Origin of the sequence: Azospirillum lipoferum, from assembly GCF_024170005.1 — a bacterium.
In the GTDB taxonomy this organism is placed as follows: Bacteria; Pseudomonadota; Alphaproteobacteria; order Azospirillales; family Azospirillaceae; genus Azospirillum; species Azospirillum lipoferum.
Map to the genome: position 1 here is coordinate 403558 of NZ_JALJXJ010000001.1, position 22299 is coordinate 425856.

Annotated in this window: 16 protein-coding genes and 1 pseudogene; 13 read left to right on the forward strand and 4 right to left on the reverse strand. The window is 66.9% G+C overall.

Annotated features, from left to right (window positions below; all coding sequences use genetic code 11):
* The first annotated feature begins 119 nt into the window (after positions 1-119).
* From treZ to J2848_RS02045, 4 genes are all read left to right on the forward strand, one after another.
* Complete coding sequence (gene treZ, locus J2848_RS02030; protein ID WP_246193772.1) at positions 120-2120, forward strand: malto-oligosyltrehalose trehalohydrolase; 2001 nt, start codon at positions 120-122, stop codon at positions 2118-2120.
* Between the two features lie 12 nt (positions 2121-2132).
* A complete protein-coding gene (locus J2848_RS02035; RefSeq protein ID WP_149230779.1) occupies positions 2133-4184 on the forward strand; it encodes an amylo-alpha-1,6-glucosidase in 2052 nt (683 codons plus the stop codon).
* Between the two features lie 588 nt (positions 4185-4772).
* The gene (locus J2848_RS02040; RefSeq protein WP_149230780.1) at positions 4773-5144 is read left to right on the forward strand and encodes a hypothetical protein; all 372 of its coding nucleotides are present in this window, start codon (positions 4773-4775) and stop codon (positions 5142-5144) included.
* A gap of 107 nt (positions 5145-5251) precedes the next feature.
* A complete protein-coding gene (locus J2848_RS02045) occupies positions 5252-5614 on the forward strand; it encodes a hypothetical protein (RefSeq protein ID WP_149230781.1) in 363 nt (120 codons plus the stop codon).
* A 3-nt stretch (positions 5615-5617) separates the two neighbouring features.
* On the opposite strand, the gene J2848_RS02050 is transcribed toward J2848_RS02045, so the two are convergent.
* Positions 5618-7270: a polysaccharide deacetylase family protein gene (locus tag J2848_RS02050; RefSeq protein ID WP_149230782.1), complete on the reverse strand. Its 1653-nt coding sequence runs from the start codon at positions 7268-7270 to the stop codon at positions 5618-5620.
* A gap of 315 nt (positions 7271-7585) precedes the next feature.
* On the opposite strand from J2848_RS02050, the gene J2848_RS02055 reads away from it, so the two are divergent.
* Positions 7586-7954 carry a DUF2934 domain-containing protein gene (locus J2848_RS02055; RefSeq protein WP_149230783.1) on the forward strand — a complete coding sequence of 123 codons (369 nt, stop codon included), beginning with the start codon at positions 7586-7588 and terminating at the stop codon, positions 7952-7954.
* Between the two features lie 25 nt (positions 7955-7979).
* Here the strand turns inward: J2848_RS02055 and J2848_RS02060 are convergent, their stop codons facing one another.
* Complete coding sequence (locus J2848_RS02060) at positions 7980-9317, reverse strand: L,D-transpeptidase family protein (protein ID WP_149230784.1); 1338 nt, start codon at positions 9315-9317, stop codon at positions 7980-7982.
* Between the two features lie 383 nt (positions 9318-9700).
* Between J2848_RS02060 and mepK the strand changes: the two genes are divergently transcribed.
* Positions 9701-10345: a peptidoglycan L,D-endopeptidase MepK gene (gene mepK, locus J2848_RS02065; RefSeq protein ID WP_149230785.1), complete on the forward strand. Its 645-nt coding sequence runs from the start codon at positions 9701-9703 to the stop codon at positions 10343-10345.
* A gap of 624 nt (positions 10346-10969) precedes the next feature.
* Here mepK and J2848_RS02070 read toward each other — a convergent pair.
* Both J2848_RS02070 and J2848_RS02075 read right to left on the reverse strand, forming a co-directional pair.
* Positions 10970-11222, reverse strand: a pseudogene (locus tag J2848_RS02070) (helix-turn-helix domain-containing protein); the annotation flags it as partial.
* A 541-nt stretch (positions 11223-11763) separates the two neighbouring features.
* Positions 11764-12438 carry a hypothetical protein gene (locus J2848_RS02075; protein ID WP_149230786.1) on the reverse strand — a complete coding sequence of 225 codons (675 nt, stop codon included), beginning with the start codon at positions 12436-12438 and terminating at the stop codon, positions 11764-11766.
* Positions 12439-12608: 170 nt separating this feature from the next.
* Here J2848_RS02075 and J2848_RS02080 point away from each other — a divergent pair, with 170 nt between their 5' ends.
* From J2848_RS02080 to J2848_RS02110, 7 genes are all read left to right on the forward strand, one after another.
* Positions 12609-14072, forward strand: a complete 1464-nt coding sequence (locus J2848_RS02080) for a dynamin family protein (RefSeq protein WP_149230787.1) — start codon at positions 12609-12611, stop codon at positions 14070-14072.
* Between the two features lie 151 nt (positions 14073-14223).
* Positions 14224-15075: a substrate-binding periplasmic protein gene (locus tag J2848_RS02085; RefSeq protein ID WP_246193773.1), complete on the forward strand. Its 852-nt coding sequence runs from the start codon at positions 14224-14226 to the stop codon at positions 15073-15075.
* Positions 15076-15241: 166 nt separating this feature from the next.
* Positions 15242-15691, forward strand: a complete 450-nt coding sequence (aroQ, locus tag J2848_RS02090) for a type II 3-dehydroquinate dehydratase (RefSeq protein ID WP_012973695.1) — start codon at positions 15242-15244, stop codon at positions 15689-15691.
* A gap of 22 nt (positions 15692-15713) precedes the next feature.
* A complete protein-coding gene (gene accB, locus J2848_RS02095; protein ID WP_149230788.1) occupies positions 15714-16163 on the forward strand; it encodes an acetyl-CoA carboxylase biotin carboxyl carrier protein in 450 nt (149 codons plus the stop codon).
* Positions 16164-16182: 19 nt separating this feature from the next.
* On the forward strand, positions 16183-17523 hold the full coding sequence (gene accC / locus J2848_RS02100) for an acetyl-CoA carboxylase biotin carboxylase subunit (protein ID WP_149230892.1): 1341 nt from the start codon (positions 16183-16185) through the stop codon (positions 17521-17523).
* Between the two features lie 508 nt (positions 17524-18031).
* Positions 18032-20515 (forward strand): methyl-accepting chemotaxis protein, encoded by a 2484-nt coding sequence (locus J2848_RS02105; protein WP_149230789.1) that lies wholly within the window; start codon positions 18032-18034, stop codon positions 20513-20515.
* 36 nt (positions 20516-20551) lie between these two features.
* Complete coding sequence (locus J2848_RS02110; RefSeq protein WP_149230790.1) at positions 20552-22198, forward strand: sensor histidine kinase; 1647 nt, start codon at positions 20552-20554, stop codon at positions 22196-22198.
* The last annotated feature ends 101 nt before the right edge of the window (positions 22199-22299 follow it).

A 22299-nucleotide genomic window follows, 5' to 3' on the forward strand; every position in this document is an offset into this window, starting at 1 on the left:
CGGCCTGCCAAATCCATAGGCTTCGAAACAATTTTCCGAACCCGCGTGACCACGCCGCCCCGCCTCTGTTGACCATACCCGCAGGGTAAGTCCGCATCACTCACCGGGGGCCAGACGCTGTGAAGATCACCGCCGCAGTCCCGCCTGTCGAACAGGCGCAGGCCACCGTCAAACGCCGTTGGCCCATCGGGGTGGAATTGCTGCCCGGTGGCGCCCACGCGCGGGTTTGGGCGCCCAAAGCCAGGCGGGTGGACCTCGTCGCCGAACCGGATGGACGGGCGACGGCGCTGGAGGGGGAGGGGAACGGCTATTTCTCCGCCGCCGTGCCGGGGTTGGAGGCGGGTGGACTTTACCGTTTCCGGCTGGACGGCAAGGAGATGCTCTATCCCGATCCGACGGCGCGTTTCCAGCCGGAGGGGCCGCATGGACCGTCGCAACTGGTCGATCCGCATCGCTTCGCCTGGACCGACCAGGGTTGGCAGGGTCGCGCCATCCGGGGGCAGGTGATCTATGAGATGCACATCGGCACCTTCACGCCGGAAGGCACCTGGGACGCCGCGCTGATGGAACTGCCGGCGCTGGCCGAACTGGGCGTGACGGTGCTGGAAGTGATGCCGGTGTCGGAGTTTCCCGGCCGATTCGGTTGGGGCTATGACGGGGTGAACCTGTTCGCACCGACGCGGCTCTACGGCGATGCCGACGCCATGCGGCGCTTCGTGGACGGGGCGCACGGGCTGGGGCTCGCCGTCATCCTCGACGTCGTCTACAACCATTTCGGTCCGGACGGCAATTACCTGAAATGCTTCGCCGAGGATTACTTCACTGACCGCTACAAGAACGAGTGGGGCGAGGCGATCAACTTCGACGGTCCCAATTCGGAACCGGTGCGGGAGTTCTTCCTGACCAACGCCGCCTTCTGGATCGAGGAGTATCATCTCGACGGGCTGCGGCTGGATGCCACCCAGTCGATCCATGACGGCAGCGAAGCGCAGGGCAAGCCGCACATCCTGACTGAGATCTCGCATGCCGTGCGCAAGGCCGCCGGCGGACGCGCCACCATTCTGGTGGGAGAGAACGAGCCGCAGCAGGCCAGCATGGTGAAGCCGGCCGAGCAGGGCGGCTGCGGCCTTTGCGCCATCTGGAACGACGACCTGCACCATTCGGCGATGGTGGCGCTGACCGGGCGGACGGAGGCCTACTACACCGACTATCGCGGCACGCCGCAGGAATTCGTGTCGGCGATGAAGCACGGCTTCCTCTATCAGGGGCAGTGGTATCGCTGGCAGGGCAAGCGGCGCGGCATGCCGGCCTTCGGGATGTCGCGGTCGGCCTTCGTCAACTTCCTGCAGAACCACGACCAGATCGCCAACTCCGCCCGTGGCCTGCGGCTGCATGCACTGACCACGCCCGGGCGGCTGCGGGCGATGACGGCGCTGATCCTGCTGGGTCCCGGCACGCCGATGCTGTTCCAGGGGCAGGAGTTCGCCGCCAGCGCCCCCTTCCTCTATTTCGCCGACCACAAGCCGGAGCTGGCAGACCTGGTCGAGAAGGGCAGGGCGGAGTTCCTGGCGCAGTTCCCCAGCATTGCCGAACCGTCGATGCGAGCGGGGCTTGCCAAGCCGCATGCGGAGGAAAGCTTCACCCGCTGCAAGCTCGACCACCGGGAGCGGGAGGTGAATGCACCTGTCCGGGCGCTGCACCGCGACCTGCTGCGCCTGCGCCGCGAGGATGCGGTCTTCGCCGCCCAGCGCGTCGGCGGGCTGGACGGTGCGGTGCTGGGTGAGGAAGCCTTCGTCCTGCGCTTCTTCGGGGAAGAGGAGGGCGACGACCGGCTGGTGCTGGTCAATCTGGGGCGCGATTTGACTCTGCGCGCGCTGGCCGATCCGCTGCTGGCGCCGCCACTGAATGGGGCTTGGACGGTGCTGTGGTCCAGCGAGGATCCTGCCTATGGCGGTTGCGGCACCGCGCCGGTGGAGCGGCCGGACGGATCCTGGCGGCTGCCCGGCCATGCGGCGCTGGTTCTGGGGCCGGCGCATGATTTTCCGACGAAAAGCGACGATGCCGGAGGCAACACAACCCCGGTCATCATGGTTTCCCAAAGGTCGGAAACCGATAGCTGAGCGTAGGTCACCATGGCTGATTTCGTCCGCACCCTGTCGCGCGAGGTCCTGAACACCGGTCCGAACGGCGCCGAAACCCGCGAATGGCTGGTCGCCAACGGGCTTGGCGGCTATGCCTCCGGATCGGTGTCGGGGGCGGTGACGCGGCGCTATCACGGGCTGCTGATCGCCGCATTGCCGGCGCCGCTCGGCCGCGTGCTGATGCTGAGCCAGCTAAGCGACGTGGTCATCGACGCTGACGGTCACCATTACCGGCTGAGTTGCCGCGATACGGGTGGCGACCCGTCGGGTGGCGAAGCGGGGGAGGAGGGGCAGACCGCTGCCTTGCAGGAGTTCCGCATGGAGACCGGGCTGCCGGTCTGGCGCTTCCGCGCCGGCGGGGCGGTGATCGAAAAGCAGGTCGTCCTGCCGCACGGCCAGAACATCGTCCATGTCACCTACCGGGTGATGGAGGCGAAGGCGCCGGTTCAACTGCGGCTGCGTCCTGTGCTGGCCTTCCGCACGCTGGAATCGGCGGTGGACCGGCCGCTGGCCGGCGCCTATCGCATCACCGCGGCGGAGCAGCGCTACGAGGTGTCGGCCGGACCCGACCTGCCGGTGCTGCGCATGGCGATCGAGGGGGGCGATTTCCCGATGACACTCGACGGCGGCATCCGCCGCGACGTCTATTACCGGGTGGAGGACGAGCGCGGCTATCAATCGCGCGGGTCGCTGTGGACGCCCGGCTATTTCAGCGGCGAGGTAGGGGCGGGCCAGAGCATTACCTTCGCCGCCGCGACCGAGGATTGGTGGCGGCTGGAAGCCCTGCCGCCCGCCGATGTGCTGGGGTTCGAGGCCGAACGCCGCCGCCGCATCATCCAGAACGCCCACCCATCCTTGCGCGACGGCGCGATGGCCGAGCTGGTGCTGTCCGCCGACAGCTTTCTGTTCGTGCCGGCCGGCCGGGTCGCTGACCAGATGCGGGCGCGGGCGGAGGGCGACGAGGTGCGGACGGTCATCGCCGGCTACCACTGGTTCACCGACTGGGGCCGCGATACCATGATCGCGCTGGAAGGGCTGACGCTCGCCACCGGGCGGCATCTGGAGGCCGGCTGGATCCTGCACACCTTCGGCCATTACATCCGAGACGGCCTGATCCCCAACATGTTCCCCGACGGCAAGGACCGCGGGCTGTACCACACCGCCGACGCCACACTGTGGTTCTTCCACGCGCTGCACCGCTATCTGGGCGCCACGGGAGAGCGCGACACGCTGCGCCTGCTGCTGCCCAAGCTGCGAGAGGTGATCGACTTCCACCGCCGCGGTACCCGTTTCGGCATCGGCGTCGATCCCAGGGACGGGCTGCTGCGCCAGGGGCAGGAGGGCTACCAGCTGACCTGGATGGACGCCAAGGTCGACGACTGGGTGGTGACGCCGCGCCGGGGCAAGGCGGTGGAGATCAACGCGCTGTGGCACAATGCCTTGCGGCTGATGGCCGGCTGGCTGCGCGAGGAGGATGGCGAGGCCGCCGCCCGCCCGCTGGTCGAACTGGCCGACCAGGCGCGCGCCTCCTTCAACGCGCGCTTCTGGTGTCCGTCGGCCGGGCATCTGTTCGACGTGGTGGACGGCGAGCATGGCGACGACATCGCCTGCCGGCCCAACCAGATCTTCGCCGTCTCGCTGGATCATCCGGTGCTGGAGCGCGAGCGGTGGGAGCCGGTGGTGGAGACGGTGCGCAGCCGCCTGCTGACCCCGGTCGGGCTGCGGTCGCTGGCGCCGGGCTGCCGCGACTACAAGGCCAAGTATTTCGGCGATCTGCGGGCACGCGACGCCGCCTATCACCAGGGCACCGTCTGGGGCTGGCTGATCGGCCCCTATGTCGATGCGTGGCTGAAGCTGCACCCGGAGGACAAGGAGGGGGCGCGCCGGTTGCTGGAGGGGTTCCTGCCGCATCTCGACGAGGCTGGCATCGGCACCATCAGCGAGATTTTCGACGCCGAGGCGCCCTTTACCCCGCGCGGCTGCATCTCCCAGGCCTGGAGCGTGGCGGAGGTCCTGCGCTGCTGGGTGAAGACGGAAAGCTAAGCAGCGCGGGCGGTTGCGGAGGTGGCCTCCTCGAAGGTCATAGGGCGGCCGACGGATGTCACCCCACCCGCAACGATGGTGCAATGCCCTTGGGGGCAGTTGTCAACAGGGCACAACAGGGTGTGAAATCGAAGCGTCGGGCAGAATGTGACAGATTTCAGTTGACACGCTGCCGGAGCCTTGGCAGCTGGGAGAACGCGATTTTTCTTATAAATCAGGTGGTTGCGCCTATTGCCTGATTTTTGGGCAAACACAGTGGGCCCCTTGAATCGCCTAGAGCGAATCGGGACTGCCAATGGCTTGCCCACACAGTTATCCACAACCTCTGTGGAGACTGCGGGTTTGACCCGCGGCCATAGCCTCCGCCGTGCCCAGCCCCCAAACCTGTACGTTCGGTGCCTGTACTTTGGGTGGAGAGTCGGGAGGTGGTCTGCGCAAGGGGGTAACCGTATTGGATTTTAGCCAGACCGGAGAAAGCATCCTATAGTTCCAGCACCGATTCCTTCGGTAACCCCACTGAGTCGCCAAATGCACCGGTTCAATGCGACCGTACGGAGTTGCGGGGAAACAGCCAGAGCGGAGGTGCCAATGCGGAGCGTAGTGCGAGGCGTCGCCGGCATGCCGTATCCGGCGGTGCGGTCCGGATGGGTGGACGGCGATGTCGCCGCCAAGTCAGCCGAAGGCCCACCCCGCGGCTTCCTGGGCGGGTTGCCTGGGGTGGTCGGTCCGCTGCTGGGTGCGTCGGTGCTGGGGGCGCTGATCCTGCATCTTCTGGCCGGTCTGATGGCGCGGCTTCCGGCCTCCGATGCGCTGGGGGCTTTGTCGGTGATGGTCGGCATGGCGGTGGTCCTCGTCACCCTGCTGCCATTCACCCTGCTGTCCGTCAGGCGGGCGCAACGGGCCTGGGCCGCCATGCAGAGCGGTGCGCAGGGGGGTGGACAGGGCTCCCGCCGCCGCTGAAATAAAGGATTCCGTTGCTACGCGGAGCGTGCCTGCGTTTAATCGCGGGTGAGGGCGGCGTTCGCCCTTCCGTCTGCCGGTCGGCGGCGGCTTTCCGGGAGCACGGAATGGGGCTTTTCGATTTCCTGAAGGTGGCGGTGGCCGACAAGAAGGCGGCCAAGCCGGCCGGCCGCACGCCGGTCAGCGTGATCCAGTGCGACGGAAAGAGCTTTCCCATCCTGTCGCTGACACCCAAGGGCTTCGTCGCCCGCGGCTTCGACGGGTCTCTAGTAGTCGGACAGAACGCCAAGGTGTCGGTGCGCGTCGACGATGCCGCCGGCAAATTCACCTTCAACGCGACCGTTTCGGTGGTGGAGATCAAGGGTGACACAGTCGGTGCAGCCTGGAGCATCCTGCCGACGGAGGTCGAGGCAGTGATCCGCCAGTACGCCCAGAACCGCAAGAAGCAGGACGGCAAGGCCGCACGGTAAGCTTTACTGGCGACCGGCCGCTTCGTCCACGGCCGGCGAGGGCATGCCGGCATTGACGATCTTCGGCAGCGCCAGGACGCGCGCCCGCTCCAGCCATTCCGACAGGGTGACGAATTCGCAGCCCTTGGCCTTCAGTTCCGCGATGACGCGGGGCAGGGCCTGTGCCGTGCTGGGATAGGTGGAGTGCATCAGGAAGACGTTGCCGGGCAGGCCGCCCAGCTTGATCTGGCTGACGATCTTGTCGGCGTTGCGCACCTGCCAGTCGCGCGTGTCGATCGACCACAGGACGGAGCCCATATGCTCCTCCCGCGCGATGGTCAGCAGCTCGTCCGAATAGCGACCGTAAGGTGGGCGGAACAGCACGGGGTTGGCGCCGAAGCTGCGCAGGATGCGGTTGGTCTCGGCGATCTCATAGCGGGCGCCGGCCGCGTCCATCTTGCGCAGATCGGAATGGGTCAGGCTGTGGTTGCCGATCTCGTGTCCGCTGGCGACGAAATCATGGATCAGGTCGCCCTGTCGCTCGGCGATGCGGCCGACCGGGAAATAGGTGGCGCGCACGCCTTCCTGGTTCAGGATGTCCAGGATCTGACGGGTCACCGTGCGGTGCGGCCCGTCGTCGAAGGTCAGGGCGCAGAGGTTCCAGTTCTCCCGTTTCAATGTCGCCGGCATCACGTCATAGCGCGAATCCGGCATCACCGAGCGCAGCCGGCCCTTGCGGCGGCTGTGCTGCTCGATGTCTGCCATCGTGCGGGCGTCTTCCTCGTTGTAGATGATCAGCCCGTCCACCGGCGGCGTGGCGGCCGCCACCGACGGCGGTGGCGGGGGGGCCAGCGGAGCGGCGACGGCCGAACCGATCGGCGCCAGGACGGAGGAGGTGGTGGTCGTCACCATCTCGCGGTTGCCGGCCGGTTGCTGCGCCTTGGCATCGGCCGGCGCCCGGGGTGATGCTGGGGGTGATGCGGGGACTGATGCGGGAACCGACGCGGGGGCGGTGCCGACAGCCGCCGCCGGCGGCTTCGCTGCTGCGGGGGATGCCGCCGGAGTGGTCGCGGAAGCTGCCGCTGGTGCGGCTGGGGCGGCGACGCTGGCTGTTGCCCCTTTCTCCGCCAGCTTTTCGGCCGGTGCCGGGCGGTCGACGATGAGGCAGCCGAAACCGGCGCCGACGATCCGCCGGCACAGCGCTCGTGCGTCCGTGCCCTTGGCGACCTGGGCGTAGAGCGCAACGCCGGCGCCGGTCTTCCCGTCCAACGGCATGACCGAAGCGGTCAGCCCGGCCGTCAGGTCACGTTCGCGCTGCTGCAAATTCTTCCAGCTCAGCCAGGCGTCGCCGTCGCCGGAATAGATGCCCAGTTGCAGAAGCGGGCTGTTGGGCGCCGGGGCAGCGGCCGTGGCCGGAGTGGCAGCGGCAGGGGAGGTGGTTCGCGCCGGAGTGGCCGGCTTCGTCTCCACCTTCGCAGCGGGCGGGCGCTTGGCAGCAGGTTCGGCAGCGACGGAGGGCAGTGCACTCAGGCCGAGGACGCAGGCCAGCAACGCGCCCTTGAGCACGCTCGCGCGACGACCCAGCGAGACCAGGGCGTCGCCGTGGCCTCCGACGGTATCGGCCGCCCTGGGGCGGGTGCTGGTGGAAGCGGCATTCGGCCAGAAAATGCGCAACATATCGGTCCCGTCGCTTGGCCCAGCCACTATCTGCGGACCGCCGGTTGATGGCGGTGCAATATCATCACGATAGGGCTAATTCAAACGACAAGCGGCGGAATTGTGGCAGCTCCGCCGCTTTTCACAGGGGCGTTGCCGTTCGGAAACGGTGGCGGGCGAGAGTGGCCCGGAGGTTAAGAGCGGACGCGCTCCGGAACCGGCGGGGGAGCGGCGGGGTTCATTAGGGAACCGGCGGGACGGACCGGGGCGGCCATTGCTGCCGCGCGCCGCCGCTGCCGCCCTCTGCAAGGCCCACCCGTGAAGGAGAAGACCCGTATGGCCGAGGATTTGGAAAGCCGCATCCGTCGGCGCGCACATGAGATCTGGGAACACGAAGGCCGGCCGGAGGGCCGTTCCGAAGCCCATTGGGAACTGGCCAGCGAGGAGATCGCGATCCAGGACAATTACCGCGACACGTTGAAACCCAACCCGGCCGGCGGTCCGGAAGCGACTGCGATGCGCACCGAACCGGTCGAGCCGGTGCTGAGCATTGCGAACCAGGGCGAACAGCCGGGGCTGGCCGACCAGGGCGACGAGATGGGCATTCCGATGCGTGGCGACCGCGACGTCTGGCCGACGCCGGAAGAGGCAGCCTCCACCGCCGTGCCGCCCAACCGCAGCAAGAAGACCCGGCGCCGGGCTTAAGGCGGGCGCCGGGTCTTCTCTCCCGTCAGACGCTGGACTTGTCGGCTGCCTTATCCGCCGTGCTCCTGTTCAGCGGCATGGCGGCACGGCCGGCGTCGGGCTGCCCGACGGCAGGCGGTGCTGCAACCGGCGCCGTGGCCGGCGTAGTGGTTGGAGCGGCGGCAGGCATGGCGGCTGGAACGGTATTGGGCAGCGGGGCCGGAGCGGATACGGCGGCCGGCGCGTCGTCCAACCGGTCATAGATGTCCGGATGCAGCCGGACCGCACCATCGGCCTCCACCGTCGCGATCCAATAGACGAACTGCACCGGCATCGGCGTCGGCAGCTTGATCCACTGCGGCTGCGGCTTGTCCAGCATGCGGTCGATCCGCGCCGGAGTGACCGTGCTGCCCTGCAACAGCAGTTCGGCCAGCCGGCGCGGATCCTCCAGACGGACGCAGCCGGAACTGATAGAGCGCAACTCGCGGGCGAACAGCCGCGGCTCGTTGGTGCCGTGCAGGTAGATGTCGTAGGGATTGGTCAGGTTGAAGCGGAAGCGGCCGAGCGCATTGTGGTCGCCCGGCTGCTGGACGATGCGGACTCGGCCCGGCGTGACGTCGTGCCAGTCGACCGTTTCCGGCGCCACCTCCTGCCCGTCGAGATAGACGATGGCGTTCTGGATGCCGGGCGTGCCCTTGGCACGCAGGTTGGGCAGCTTGTCTTCCTTCAGGACGGTGGGCGGCACCGTCCAGGTCGGGTTGACGATGACGTGGGTGATGCGGTCGGTCAGCAGCGGCGTCTCGCGCGACGGCCGGCCGACGATGGCGCGCATCGTCAGTTCCTCCTCCCCGCCGCGGACCAGGGTGGTGGTCTGGTTGGTCAGGTTCACCACCAGGACATTGTCGGGTGCCGTGTCGCGGAAGCTGCGCATGGCGGTGGCGCTCTGCCGCATCAGCGCCGCGGCTTCCGTCGGCGTGCGGTCGAGTGCCGCCCGGGTGCCGGCGCCGATCAGCCCGTCGGGTTTCATCCGCTGGGCGATCTGGAAGGCCTTCACCGCGTGGTCGATGTCGGTGGTGAAGATCTCCGACACCTTGTCGGCCGGCAGCAGGCCGAGTTCGACCAACCGCTGCGCCAGCCGACCGACACGCTCGCCGCTGCTGCCCAGCTTCATCAGCCCGCCTTCGCCAATCCGGGTGGAGGTTTGCACCGGCGCGCGGTCCAGTTCCACCGCGGCGGCATCCAGCCGGTCGGCCCACTGGGTCAAGGTGTCGCGGTAGGGCAGGGCGTCCGCCGGCCCGGCTCCAAACAGCGCCAGCGCCGATGCGGCGGTCAGCGCCAGCATGGCCAGCTTGCGGGGCTTGCGGAGGTCGGTGGATGCGGTCATGACGGAACCCTCTGTCTCTCGTGGGCTGGCGAACCATCGGAATGGAAGAACGGCTGCCCTTCCGATCAATTTATGCAACGCAATAATGGAAGGCGAGGCGCGCGGCGCGAAATCCCGTCGATCATTCTTCCGGTGTGATTTTCCTGCCGCCGTCCTATGACCTGCCTATGCAAGAAGGTCACACTGCGAAATTTTTTGATTGCCTCGGCCGATGACCTTCCCTATACGAATATCCGTCCGGAGACGATTCACACCAGACGGGACGCTTCGGATCAGCGTTGGTCATAAGGTTCATAATACCACCGCGGGCGCTGCGCGACCCGCCAAACGCCGAACGGCCACAGCGTAGAACGGCCAAAAACGTAAGACGACGAGGTTCGGGGATGCATTTGGGGGATGAAGAGCGTGCCGCTCCGGCCATCGGGCGGCGCGGGTTCCTGGGTTTTGCCGCGGCGGCGGTATCGGCGGCTCTTCCGGCCGCATCCGGGATGATGACGGGAGTCGCCACCAGCGTGGTGACGGGTGTGGCGACGGCGCCAGTCCTTCTGGGATCGGGATCTGTCGAGGCCGCCCCTCTGGCCGGCAGCATCCGGCGCATCAGCCTGCATAACATCAACACGCAGGAACGGTTCGATGGCGTCTATTGGGCCGACGGCAATTACAAGCCGGACGCGCTGCGGAAGCTGGACGTGCTTCTGCGCGACCACCGCGCCAAACAGGTCTGCCACTACGATCCGCGCCTGTTCGATCTGCTCGCCCGTGTTCACCAGAGCGTCGGCTCCGATGATCCGTTCGAGGTGATCTGCGGCTACCGCTCCCGCCGTACCAACGCGATGGCGCGACGCCGGTCGCGTGGCGTCGCGAAGGAGAGCTATCACACCCGCGGCATGGCCATCGACATCCGCCTGCCCGATACGCAGCTGCGTGCCATCTCCGACACGGCGAAGGCGATGCAGTCCGGTGGCGTCGGCTATTACCCGCGCAGTGGCTTCGTCCATCTCGACGTCGGTCCGGTCCGCAGCTGGTAAGCTGCGGGCGTCCGTCAGGGCGCGGTGAAGCGAACGGCAAAGCAAAGGCTCCGCATTGTCCGATGCGGAGCCTTTTCATGTGCGCCTTGCCAAACCGCAGCATCGTCGATGCTGATCTGGTGGCAACGGCCAGAATCAGTTTCCGGGGTCAGTTCCGGGGGGACGGCTTCGATGCGCGCAGGATGTCGGTCGGGTCCCAAACCGCGCCGTGACGGCGGCGCGCCTTGTTCTGGCTGGAGGGATCGGCCGCCTTCACCGGCTTAACCCGCGGAGAATCGCTGCGTACCGGACGACCGGGTTTGCGGATGTTTTCCCCATCCAGACCGGCGGCGACGATCTCGCTGCCCGCGAGGCTGCTTCCGCTCCCGGCGGATGACTGCGGGCTTCCCGACGACGGGGAGGCGTCGGGTTCGCCGTCTTCACCCTCGCCGGGGCCTTCGGGCGGTTCCTTGATTTCGGGCGAGAGGGCCGACAGCAGAGACAGCATCTCGTCCGACACATGGGACGGAGCGGCACGCCACAAGCGCAGCAACCGCGCTTCGCGTCGGCTGATCTGGCTGTCGATATCGTCCGACTCCTCGAAGCCGCCGCGCGGACGGCGGGTGCTGTCGGCGTCGTTGTAGGTGTCGAAAAAGAAACTTACAGGAACGTCCAGAACCTGGCTCAGGCGATACAAGGTCCCTGCCGAAATGCGGTTGGAACCGCGTTCGTATTTCTGGACCTGCTGAAAGGTCAGGCCGATCGCCTCGCCCAGTTTTTCCTGGCTCATGCCCAGAAGGGTCCGGCGCATCCGCACGCGCTGCCCGACATGGGCGTCCACAGACCAGGATTCCGGCGATCCGCGTCGTCCTCTTTTGCGCGCCGTCGGCTCACTCATGTCCATTGGTCTCCGATGCCCAGTCTTTCGCAGCCTCTCTTTGCGAGAATGAAAAGATTGTTTACACATTCTTTGATGCGATTCAAGAGAAAACTTTCGAATATTGACGTGTGGCTGTCATATTCCGATAGGCATTGGTGCTGTCTCAGCATTCGTAGGAGTTGTCCTGTTACAGCTTTGTATTAATTGACCAATGGCGGGGGCCAATTGCGACAAGGCTCTATCCGATCCCTGCCCTCATCGTTTTGTGGAAATCTCCGAGTCTTTCGACTCACCCATTGGTTGGGTCGACAGCTTTTTGTTTACAGAAATTCCGCATTCGAGAACGGATGGGGTTTGCACCGCCACAAATGGTAGTCAAGAAGCTTCTGGTTGTAATTAATATTCGACTGAGCCTTGCAAATCTTTCTGTTCGTAAGGTCGATACACCAAGTCACGCGCCGCCCACCCGATCACGCCGGGCGGTATCGTTGGCCAGACGATCATTAATACATAATTAACCTTATCGGCCGGCCGTTAACTGACCCCAGGCAAGGGGGAATCAGGGTCTGGGTGGCCGTGGTGCGTGACTATCCGTATCGGCCTTCCCGGTGTTCCTCGTTCGGGCAGCGCCGGACGGGTGGGAAGTCGCCATGGCCCAGGGACCACCGGCGGCGGCGAAGCCCTCAACATGGTCGCGCAGCTTCTGGACCTGGGACGGGGTGACATTGCGGCCGAAGCGGGATTTCAGCAGGGCGGCCAATGCCCCGCGGGTCGGGCGGACGCCGCCGGCCGACAAGGTGCGATAGGCGACGAAGGCCTCGGCATAGAGCCGGATGCGGTCGGGCCGTCCGCGCAGCTGTGCCGCCCGGGCGGAGGGGCTGCGATCGAGATGATCGGTCAGCCGGGCAGCCGCCTGCGCTTCAGTCAGGTCGGGTAGGGGAATGGCCGGCGGTTCCGGCGCCTCGGGCCGGCCAATGGAGTCGCGGCGGCGGCGGCGACGCTGGCGTTCGCGCTCTCCGGCCCGCAGTTGCTCGGCATAGGCGGGGTCTGCCGCCCGCCGTTCGGTCCGGCGGCGATTGGAACGGGCGGCACGCTCCGCCTCCCGCGCCCGCAGCATCGGGTCACGCAGCAGGAAGGCCAACTCCTCCGCAGTCAGCCGAAGCGCCTGATTGGAGGCGGCAGGATCGGAGGTGGTTGGCCGGGAGCTTTCGTCTTTGCCGTCGGCGTCGTCCATCGTGGGGGAACGTCCCGCCACCCCATCCTGTTCCCGCGGTCCGCCGTCGAAGCCCTTGGCCGGAGTCCCCTCACGGATGATGAGGGAGATTTCATGTCCGGTGCCGGTCCCGCCCGTGCTAGAGAGGGGCCGTCCTTTTCGGCCCGTGCAACAGTGGAATTCCCCCGCCCATGACCCCCCGGCAAGCCCTTCAGCAGCGCCTTGCGGCTTTGGATGCCCATCTGCGCGCGGAAAATCCCAACCTGCTGCCGGTCCTCCCGACCTTCCGCGCCTTCGACCGCATCCTGGCCGGGCTGGGGTTGATCGACCGCCATGAATCCCTGACCACCCGCATTCCGTGGTGGCCGATGGTCGCGGTGCTCGGCACCTTCTCGGCCGGCAAGTCGACCTTCCTCAACGGTTATCTGGGCGAAGTGCTGCAGAACACCGGCAATCAGGCGGTCGACGACAAGTTCACCGTCATCTGCCACGGTCCGGAAACCCGCAAGGAGGCGTTGCCCGGCACCGCGCTGAACGCCGACCCGCGCTTTCCCTTCTACCGGATCGCCGACGAGATCGAGAAGGTCGCCGCCGGCGAGGGCAAGCGGATCGACAATTACCTGCAGCTGAAGACGCTGGCCGGCTCTCGGACCAAGGGCAAGATCTTCATCGATTCGCCGGGCTTCGACGCCGACGACCAGCGCCGGTCCGTCCTGCGGCTGGTCGACCATATCGTCGAGCTGTCCGACCTCGTGCTGGTCTTCTTCGACGCCCGCCATCCGGAACCGGGCGCCATGCAGGACACGCTGCGCCATCTGGTCGCTAAGACGGTCAACCGCGCCGACGCCCGCAAGGTCTGCTACATCCTCAATCAGGTCGACACCACCGCCAAGGAGGACAATCTGGAGGCGGTGTTCGGCGCCTGGCAGCGCGCCATCGCCCAGGCCGGGCTGGTGTCGGGCCGCTTCTATGCCATCTACGACCAGCGCTCCGCCGTCGACATCGAGGATGACGGCCGCCGCGCCCGCTACGAGGCGCGCCGCGACCATGATCTGGCCGAAATCCAGACCCGCATCAACGAGGTGGAGGTCGCCCGCGCCTATCGCATCATCGGATCCATCGACAGCCTGACCAAGGAGCTGGAGGGGGAGGTGCTGCCCAAGCTGCGCGAGGCGATGGCGATGTGGCGCCGCCGCGTGCTGACCGGCGACGCGGTGTGGGGCGTGCTGCTGCTGGCGCTGCTGGGGACGGTGGTGCAGACGCTGGGGGGCGGCTTCGGCGCCTTCCTGGGCTGGCTGTCCGAGTCCGGCGACAACGGGCTGCCGCTGCATCTGATCGGCACCGCGGTGCTGCTGGGCGGTCTTTTCCTGGCCGGGCATTTCAAGGTCCGGCAGTTTTTTGCCCGCCGCATCGCCGCGGGCCTGAGCGACCGCTTCGGCGACGTCGACCTGAATCTGCGGCAGGCCTTTCTTCGCAACACACGCTTCTTCCGCTCGATCTTCGCCAAGCAGCCGGCCGGCTGGGGCGGGCGGGCGCGCAAGGCGATCTTCGCCATCCGTGAGGCGACGGCGGTGCATGTCCAGCGCATCAACGACCTCTACACCGATCCGGCCGGCCGCCGTGCCAGGGAGACCGCCCCCGCCGCGGCGGAATGACTGGAGGCTGCCGGAAGGGCCGGCAGCTCTTTACAGGGCAACGGATAGGCCGTTAGATCTCAGGCGACGCCGCGGGGGAGCGGCGCCGGAACCACTCAGCGGGCGGCCAGTGGACGTGCGGCAAGCGGCAGGCAGGGCGGCGGAGAGGACGGTGGGCAGGGCGAGATCGGCAGCGCTGGGCGCCGCCGTGGCCGGACTGCTGCTGTGCGCGGCTTCGGCCCAGCCACGGGCTATGGAAACCGGCTCGGAAGCGACCCCCAGCACCGCACCGGCTCCCGCTCCTTACACCGGGCTGGATCTGGTGACCGGCAGCGACTACGCCCCCTACACCGGCGATGACCTGCCGGAAGGCGGGCTGGTGACCGACCTGGTCCGCCGGGCCTTCGCGGTCGGCGGGCGCCGGTACGATGTGCGCTTCATGCCGTGGAAACGCGGCTATGACGGCGTGGTGGCCGGCCGCTTCCTCGCCACCTTTCCCTATGTCCGCACGCCCGAGCGCGAGCGGGAGGTGCTGTTCTCCGACCCGGTGATCGAGGTGCGGCAGTTCGTCTATCTGTCGAACCGATCGGGGATGGAATTCCATGGACGTACGGGACCCGGCGACTCCGACCAACTGCCGGATTTCCAGGGGCGCACGGTCTGCCAGCCGGTCGGCTATGCCCTGCCGGCGGAACTGGAGGCGATGGTCGGCCAGGGCCGCCTGACCCGGCAGACTCCGTCCGACCTGGGCGCCTGCGTGCGCATGGTGGCGACCGCCCGGGCCGACGCGCTGGTGATCGACGAGTTCAGCGGTGCGGCGGCCATCGCGAAGTCCGGTCTGGCCGACGACATCCGGGTGGCGGAGCGGCCCTTCGCGGTGGTGACGTTGCATCTGGTGGTCGGGCGCGCCACGCCGGGGGCGGAAGCGACGGTCGCCGCCTTCAACGGCGGGCTGAAGACTTTGAAGCGGCAGGGCGTTTACAGTCAGCTTCTGGCAAACCACACGCTTCAGCCTCCCCCCTGATTGCCCTGTGCCTATTCCCTGCGTTTCGCACGGTCTTTCGGTCCGGCCGAGCCGATTTTCCAGCCTTGGACGCGCTTTTCCGCGCGGCAGGCCCCCGTTGCCATGGACAGGACGGCGCTTCGTGCTATAAACGCGCGGTTTCGATCATGGAAAAGGGGCGCGGGCTGTGGCCATCGACGCGTCGATTCTGGTCCTCAATGGGCCGAACCTCAACATGCTGGGCGTGCGGGAGCCGCAAATCTACGGGTCGATGACCCTGGACGACCTGGAGGCCGCTTGCCACGAGCGTGCCGACACGCTGGGTCTGACCGTGGATTTCCGGCAGTCGAACCACGAAGGCGAACTGGTTTCGTGGATCCAGCAGGCCCGCACGGAGAATGACGGCATCGTCATCAACGCCGGCGCCTACACCCACACCTCGGTCGCGATCATGGACAGCCTGATCCTGTCGGAGCTGCCGGTGATCGAGGTCCATCTGTCGAACATCTTCAAGCGCGAGCCGGTCCGCCATCACTCCTACATCTCGCCGGTGGCGAGGGGGATGATCTGCGGGTTCGGGCCGCACGGGTATCTTCTGGCGCTGGACGCCATCGCGAACATCATCGACCGCGATTAAGGAAACGGGAACGACTGACATCATGGCGAGCTTCGACATCGACGGCGATCTGGTCCGCAAGCTGGCGGACCTCCTGCGTGAGACGGGCTTGAGCGAGATCGAGTTCGCCGAGGGCGAAAAGCGCATCCGCGTCACCCGCCCGACCGCCGCCCAGACGGTCGCCGTCCAGGCCGCCCCGGTCCTGGCGGCCGCCCCGGCTGCCGCGGCGGCGCCGGCTGCCGCCAAGCCGGCCAGCCATCCGGGTGCGGTGACCTCGCCGATGGTCGGCACCGCCTATCTGGCGGCCGAGCCGGGCGGCACGCCCTTCGTCCGTCCGGGCGACGTGGTCAAGGCCGGCCAGACCATCATGATCATCGAGGCGATGAAGGTCATGAACCCGATCAAGGCACCGCGCGGCGGCACGGTCGCCGAGGTGCTGGTGTCCGACGCCCAGCCGGTCGAATTCGGCGAAGTTCTCCTCATCATCGAGTAAGCGGGGCATTCCCTTGGCGATGTTCGAAAAGGTCCTGATCGCGAACCGTGGCGAGATCGCTCTGCGCATCCACCGCGCCTGCCGCGAGATGGGGATCCAGACCGTGGCGGTGCATTCCACCGCCGACGCCGACGCCATGCACGTCCGCCTCGCCGACGAAAGTGTGTGCATCGGCCCGGCGTCCGCGCGCGACAGCTACCTCAACATTCCGGCTATCTTGTCGGCGGCGTCGATCACCAATGTCGACGCCATCCATCCCGGCATCGGCTTCCTGTCGGAAAACGCCCAGTTCGCGGAGATGGTGGAGGAGCACGGCTTCACCTTCATCGGCCCGACGCCGGAGCATATCCGGATCATGGGCGACAAGGTCACCGCCAAGAAGACGGTGATGGAGCAGGGGCTGCCGGTGGTGCCCGGCTCCGACGGCCCGGTGGCGACGCTGGAAGAGGCGGAGAAGGTCGCCCACGAGACCGGCTATCCGGTGCTGATCAAGGCGGCGGCCGGCGGCGGCGGCAAGGGCATGAAGGTCGCCCGCAACCCCGACCAGCTGAAGGAAGCCTACCAGTTCGCCCGCGCCGAGGCCCGCGCCGCCTTCGGCAACGACGAGGTCTATCTGGAGAAGTTCCTCGGCCGCCCGCGGCACATCGAGATCCAGCTGCTGGGCGATTCCCACGGCACCTGCGTGCATTTCGGCGAGCGCGACTGCTCGGTCCAGCGCCGGCACCAGAAGGTGATCGAGGAGGCGCCGAGCCCGGCGCTGAACGCCGAACAGCGTGCCTTCATCGGCGAGCTGGCGGCGAAGACGGCGGCGGCCATCGGCTACCGCGGCGTCGGCACGATGGAGTTCCTCTACGAGGACGGGCAGTTCTATTTCATCGAAATGAACACCCGCCTGCAGGTCGAGCACACCATCACCGAGATGATCACCGGCATCGATCTGGTGCGCGAGCAGATCCGCGTCGCCGCCGGTGCACCGCTGGGCTACGGCCAGTCGGACATCCGCTTCGAAGGCCATGCCATCGAATGCCGCGTGAACGCCGAGAATCCGGAAACCTTCATCCCGTCGCCGGGCAAGATCGACGGCTATCACGCGCCGGGTGGCCTGGGCGTGCGCGTCGATTCGGCGCTCTATGACGGCTACCGCGTGCCGCCGCATTACGACAGCCTGATCGCCAAGCTGGTCGTCCACGGCACCACCCGCAACGAGTGCCTGATGCGCCTGCGCCGCTCCATCGAGGAGTATGTGATCGGCGGCATCCAGACGACGCTGCCGCTGCATGACCGCATCATAGCCCAGCAGGCTTTCATCGACGGCAATTACGATATCCATTGGCTGGAACAGCTGATGGCGAACTCCTGATCCACTGCGGTCTATTCTTCATGTCTAAGAGTGCTGCGGCTAAATATCGCAGTGCTGGCACCCCTCTCTCCAAGTCGAGAGAGGGGTTTTCTTTTATAAAAATTTCCTTATGCAAATGACTGTTCTTGTCTTTGGCGGGTGGATCTTTTGCAATTTTGTGCTCTTTCCCCTTGAATCCCGCTTTTATTTGTAAACTGCAATGCTGGATGCGGCGTGCCCGCATGGCAGATCGTAAGTCCGTGGAATGCCGGACGCTGCTGTCCATAAGGGTTTAGCCGGAACGGCTGTTTCCGAAGATTTTATTGTGCATGGCATGCGGCTTGCCGACTTGATCTGTATCAGTGCGGAGGAGGTCTACTCAGGGTAGACGAAGCCCCATTCCGCTATCCGTGCCGAACCATCGCTTTTTCCCGGCGGTGGACTGTCTGTCTGTCCGAAGTCCAGTTGCGCCCGCTCGCGCTGCCGGTCGTGCCCCGAATGTGCCCATTGTCTGACGAGGCCCCCGTCCATGCGTCTCAACGAACCGATCACCGACCGCGAAATCGTGATGGAGGACGGCGTCCTGCTGGTGTCGCGTACCGACACGGGCGGGCGCATCACCTTCGTCAACAAGGCCTTCGTCGACATCAGCGGCTATGCCGAATCCGAGCTGATCGGGGCCCCGCACAATCTGATCCGCCATCCCCACATGCCGAGGGAGGCCTTCGCCGACCTGTGGGCGACGATCAAGGACGGCCGGCCGTGGGAAGGGCTGGTGAAGAACCGGACCAAGACGGGCGACTTTTACTGGGTCCGCGCCAACGTCACGCCGGTGATGGAGGATGGGGCAGTGACCGGCTTCATTTCCATCCGCACGAAGCCATCGCGGGAGCAGGTGGCGGCGGCCGACCGGCTCTATGCCGACATCCGCGAGGGCCGGGCGCGCCATCTGACGGTGCGTGACGGGCAGGGGGTCGGGCGCGGAGCGGGGGCAGCGCTCCGGCGCTGGATGACGACGGTGACGGGGCGGCTGACGGTGATCTTCGCCTTCATGATCCTGTCGATGCTGGTTGTCGGCGGCGTCACGCTGCGCGGCATGTCCGACAGCAACGCCTCGCTGAGGACGGTGTACGAGGACCGGACGGTGCCGGCGGTGCAGATCGGCGAGATCCTGGACAATATGCGCGACACTGTGCAGACGTTGCAGCGCCTGATCATCGACACCCGCGACGGCACCGATCCCAAGGTGATGACGCAGCGCGAGGAACGGATCACCGGCAACAACGGCACCATCGACCGGCTGTGGGCGGATTATCTTGCGACTTATCTGACGCCGGAGGAGAAGATGCTGGCGGAGCGCTTCGCCAAGCAGCGCGCCGCCTTCCTGAACGAAGGCCTGAGGCCGGCGGTGGAACTGGCGCGACAGGGTGATTCGCTGCGGCTTGAGGTGCTGGTCCGCGACCGCATCGATCCGCTGTTCCAGGCTGCCTTCCAGACCAACAAGGATCTGCTGCAACTGCAGCTGACGGTCGCCAGGGCCGAGTATGAGGGAGCACTGGAGGATTTCCAGTGGCATCTGGTGTTCGCCGTGGCGGCCGGTCTGGCCGTTCTGCTGGCCGCCGTGTTCTGCGGGCTGCTGCTGCTGCGCACCGTCCGCCGTCCGCTGGCCACCTTCTCGTCCGATTTCGACGCCATCGCCCGCAACGACCAGACCCACATCATCGACCTGCCGGCGGCGGCCGAATTCCATCTCATCGCCGGGCAACTGCGCGGGCTGAAGGCCCGGCTCTGCTATGCCGTGCAGGAGCGTGTCGAGCGCGCCCGGCATGCCGACGAGGAGCGGCGCCGCGCCCTGGAAACCATGGCTTCGACCGTAGAGCGTGAGGCCGGCCGCGCGGTGGAGGAGGTGGCTCAGCGCACCGGCGCCATGGCTGACGACGCCGAAGGCATGTCCGGCTCGGCCGAGCGGGTCAGCGTCAACGCCCAGACCGTGGCGTCGGCCGCCGGCCAGGCGCTGGCCAACGCCCAGACCGTCGCCGCCGCCAGCGAGGAACTGGCCGCCTCGATCCGGGAGATCTCCTCGCAGGTCGCCCATTCCAGCGCGGTGACCCGCCGCGCGGTGGAGAGCGGCCACCACACCCAGGCCACCATCCGCTCGCTGTCTGAAACGGTGGCGAAGGTGGGCGAGGTGGTGAACCTGATCCAGTCGATCGCCGGCCAGACCAACCTGCTGGCGCTGAACGCCACCATCGAGGCGGCGCGGGCGGGCGAGGCGGGCAAGGGCTTCGCCGTCGTGGCGCAGGAGGTGAAGAACCTCGCCAACCAGACCGCGTCCTCGACCGAGGAGATCACCCGCCAGATCACCGCCATCCAGGCCGTGACCGACGAGGCGGTGCAGGCGGTGGAGGAGATCGGCCGGACCATCGCCGAGATCGACCACATCGCCGGTTCCATCGCGTCGGCGATGGAAGAACAGTCGGCCGCCACCCAGGAGATCAGCCGCAACGTGGTCGAGACTTCCACTGCGGCACAGGAAGTGTCGCACCGCATCGCCGCGGTGTCGGAGGAGGCCGACCGCACCGGCGAACAGGCGACCCATGTCAAGAACGGCTCCGGCGATGTCGCCCGCTCCATAGAGAGCCTGCGGCAGGTGCTGGTCCGCATCGTCCGCACCTCCACCGGCGATGCCGACCGGCGGCGCAAGCCGCGCTTCCAGGTGGAAGAGACGGGAACCCTGCTGATCGGCGGCGACCGTCTGGCGGTGACCGTGCGCAACCTGTCCATCGGTGGCGCCATGATCGACCCGGTGACGGCGACCGACGGCCGTTCGCTGGCGGGGGCCACCGGCCATCTGCGGCTCGACCGCTATGGCGCGGAAGCGGTGGTCGTGGTGAAGGCCGGGGAGCAAAACCGCATCCACCTGGCCTTCGAGGCTGAGAAGATGGCGGCGGACTTCGCGCGGGCCGTGGAAATCGCCACCAGGGACCGGCCGCCGGTCGACGTGGCGGCCTGACCCGGGGCGGGTGGTGATGCAGGCCCGGGTCCGGCCATGACGGTGCAGCCATTGACCGCGCCGCGCCGGCCGGTGCCGGCCGTCCTGCGCCGCCTGTTGTCCGGCGGACTGCGCATCTGGAAGCCCGTCGCCGTCCAGGCGGCGGTGACGCTGGTGTTGGCGCTGGGTTATGTCTGGCTGGGCGACGTCTGTGTCCGCGTCCTGGTGGCCGAACACCGGGCCGATGCGGCGCTGACCGCCTCGTCGCTCGCCAGCACCCTGTCGAGCGCGTTGAACGAGCGGTTCGCCCTGGTCCGCGGCCTGACCGCCTTCGTCGAGGTCGCATCCGGCAGCGGTAACCTTGCCGATCAGTTCCCGCGCTATGCGGAGGGGTTGCGGCGATCGGTGGTGGGGGTGCGCAACATCGCCGCCGCGCCCGACTTCGTCGTCCGCATCGTCTATCCGGTGGAAGGCAACGAGAAGGTCCTGGGCAACGACCTGTTGCGGGATTCCCGGCCCGGCTTCGCCGAGACGGTGCGGCGCGCCATCATCAGCCGTGACGTCACCGTCCATGGCCCGGTCAACCTGTTGCAGGGTGGGCAGGGGCTGATTGCCCGCCAGATCGTCAATGGGCCGGGCAAGCCCTGGGGCGCCGTCGGGCTGGTGTTCGACGTCGGGGCGATCCTGAACGAGGTGCGGTTCGACCGGGTGCCGGCGCATCTGGGATTTGCCGTGGTGACCGACACCGGGCAGCAGGTGGCGGGCGATGCCCTGGCCTGGAAGAGCGATCCGCTGGTCGAGCGGATCAACCTGCCCGACGGCTATTGGCATCTGGCGCTGGCCCCACGCACCAGCTGGGAGGTGCTTACCCATGACGACCCGGCCTATCGCGGCTTCCAGATCGCCTTTCTGTTGCTGTCGCTGCTGATCGAGGCGGTCACCCTCATGGCGATCGGCCGCCGCCACGCATTGGAGCGGCAGGTCGACCTGCGTACCGCCGAGCTTGGCCGCGCCAAGAACGAGCTGGAGCAGTTCGCCTATGCCACCGCCCACGATCTGCAGGAGCCGCTGCGCGTCATCGCCAGCTATGCCCAACTGCTGGAACGGCAGCAGAAGGGCAAGCTGGACGAGGAGAGCGAGGGTTTCATCCGCGAGATCGCCGACGGCGCCGGGCGGCTGAAGATGCTGCTGCGCGACGTCCAGCTTTTCCTGGCGGAAGACCGGGTGCCGCTCAGCTGCGGTGTCATTTCGGCCAGTGACGCGCTCCAGGCCGCGCTGGCCGCGCTGAAGCGGCGGATCGCCGATGCCGGCGCCTGCGTGACCGTGGCGGAGCTGCCCTCGGTGCAGGCGGACGAGCGGCTGCTGCGCAAGATCTTCGTCGTGCTGATCGACAACGCCGTCGAATACCGCCATCCCTACCGCGCGGCGGAGGTGGAGATCTCCCACCGGCGGGTCGAGGGCCATGACATGATCGATGTGCGCGACAACGGCATCGGCATCGAGCCGCGCTATCGCAACCAGATTTTCGAGGTGTTCCGCCGCCTGCATTCGCGTGACGAACATCCTGGCACCGGCATGGGGCTGGCCATCGCCCGCAAGATGGTGGAGCGGCTGGGCGGCCGAATCACGGTCGTTTCCAGCCCCGGTGTCGGCAGCACCTTTTCCATCCATCTGCCCTATTCCGCCTTCCGGGGATCCCCCTGATGCAGGGCGGGGCGGGAGAGGAGTTCACCGGCCGGGTGCAGGTCGACGGATGAAGGCAGGCAACACAAATTGTAGATAATTTTACAGAGTTAAAACCATAT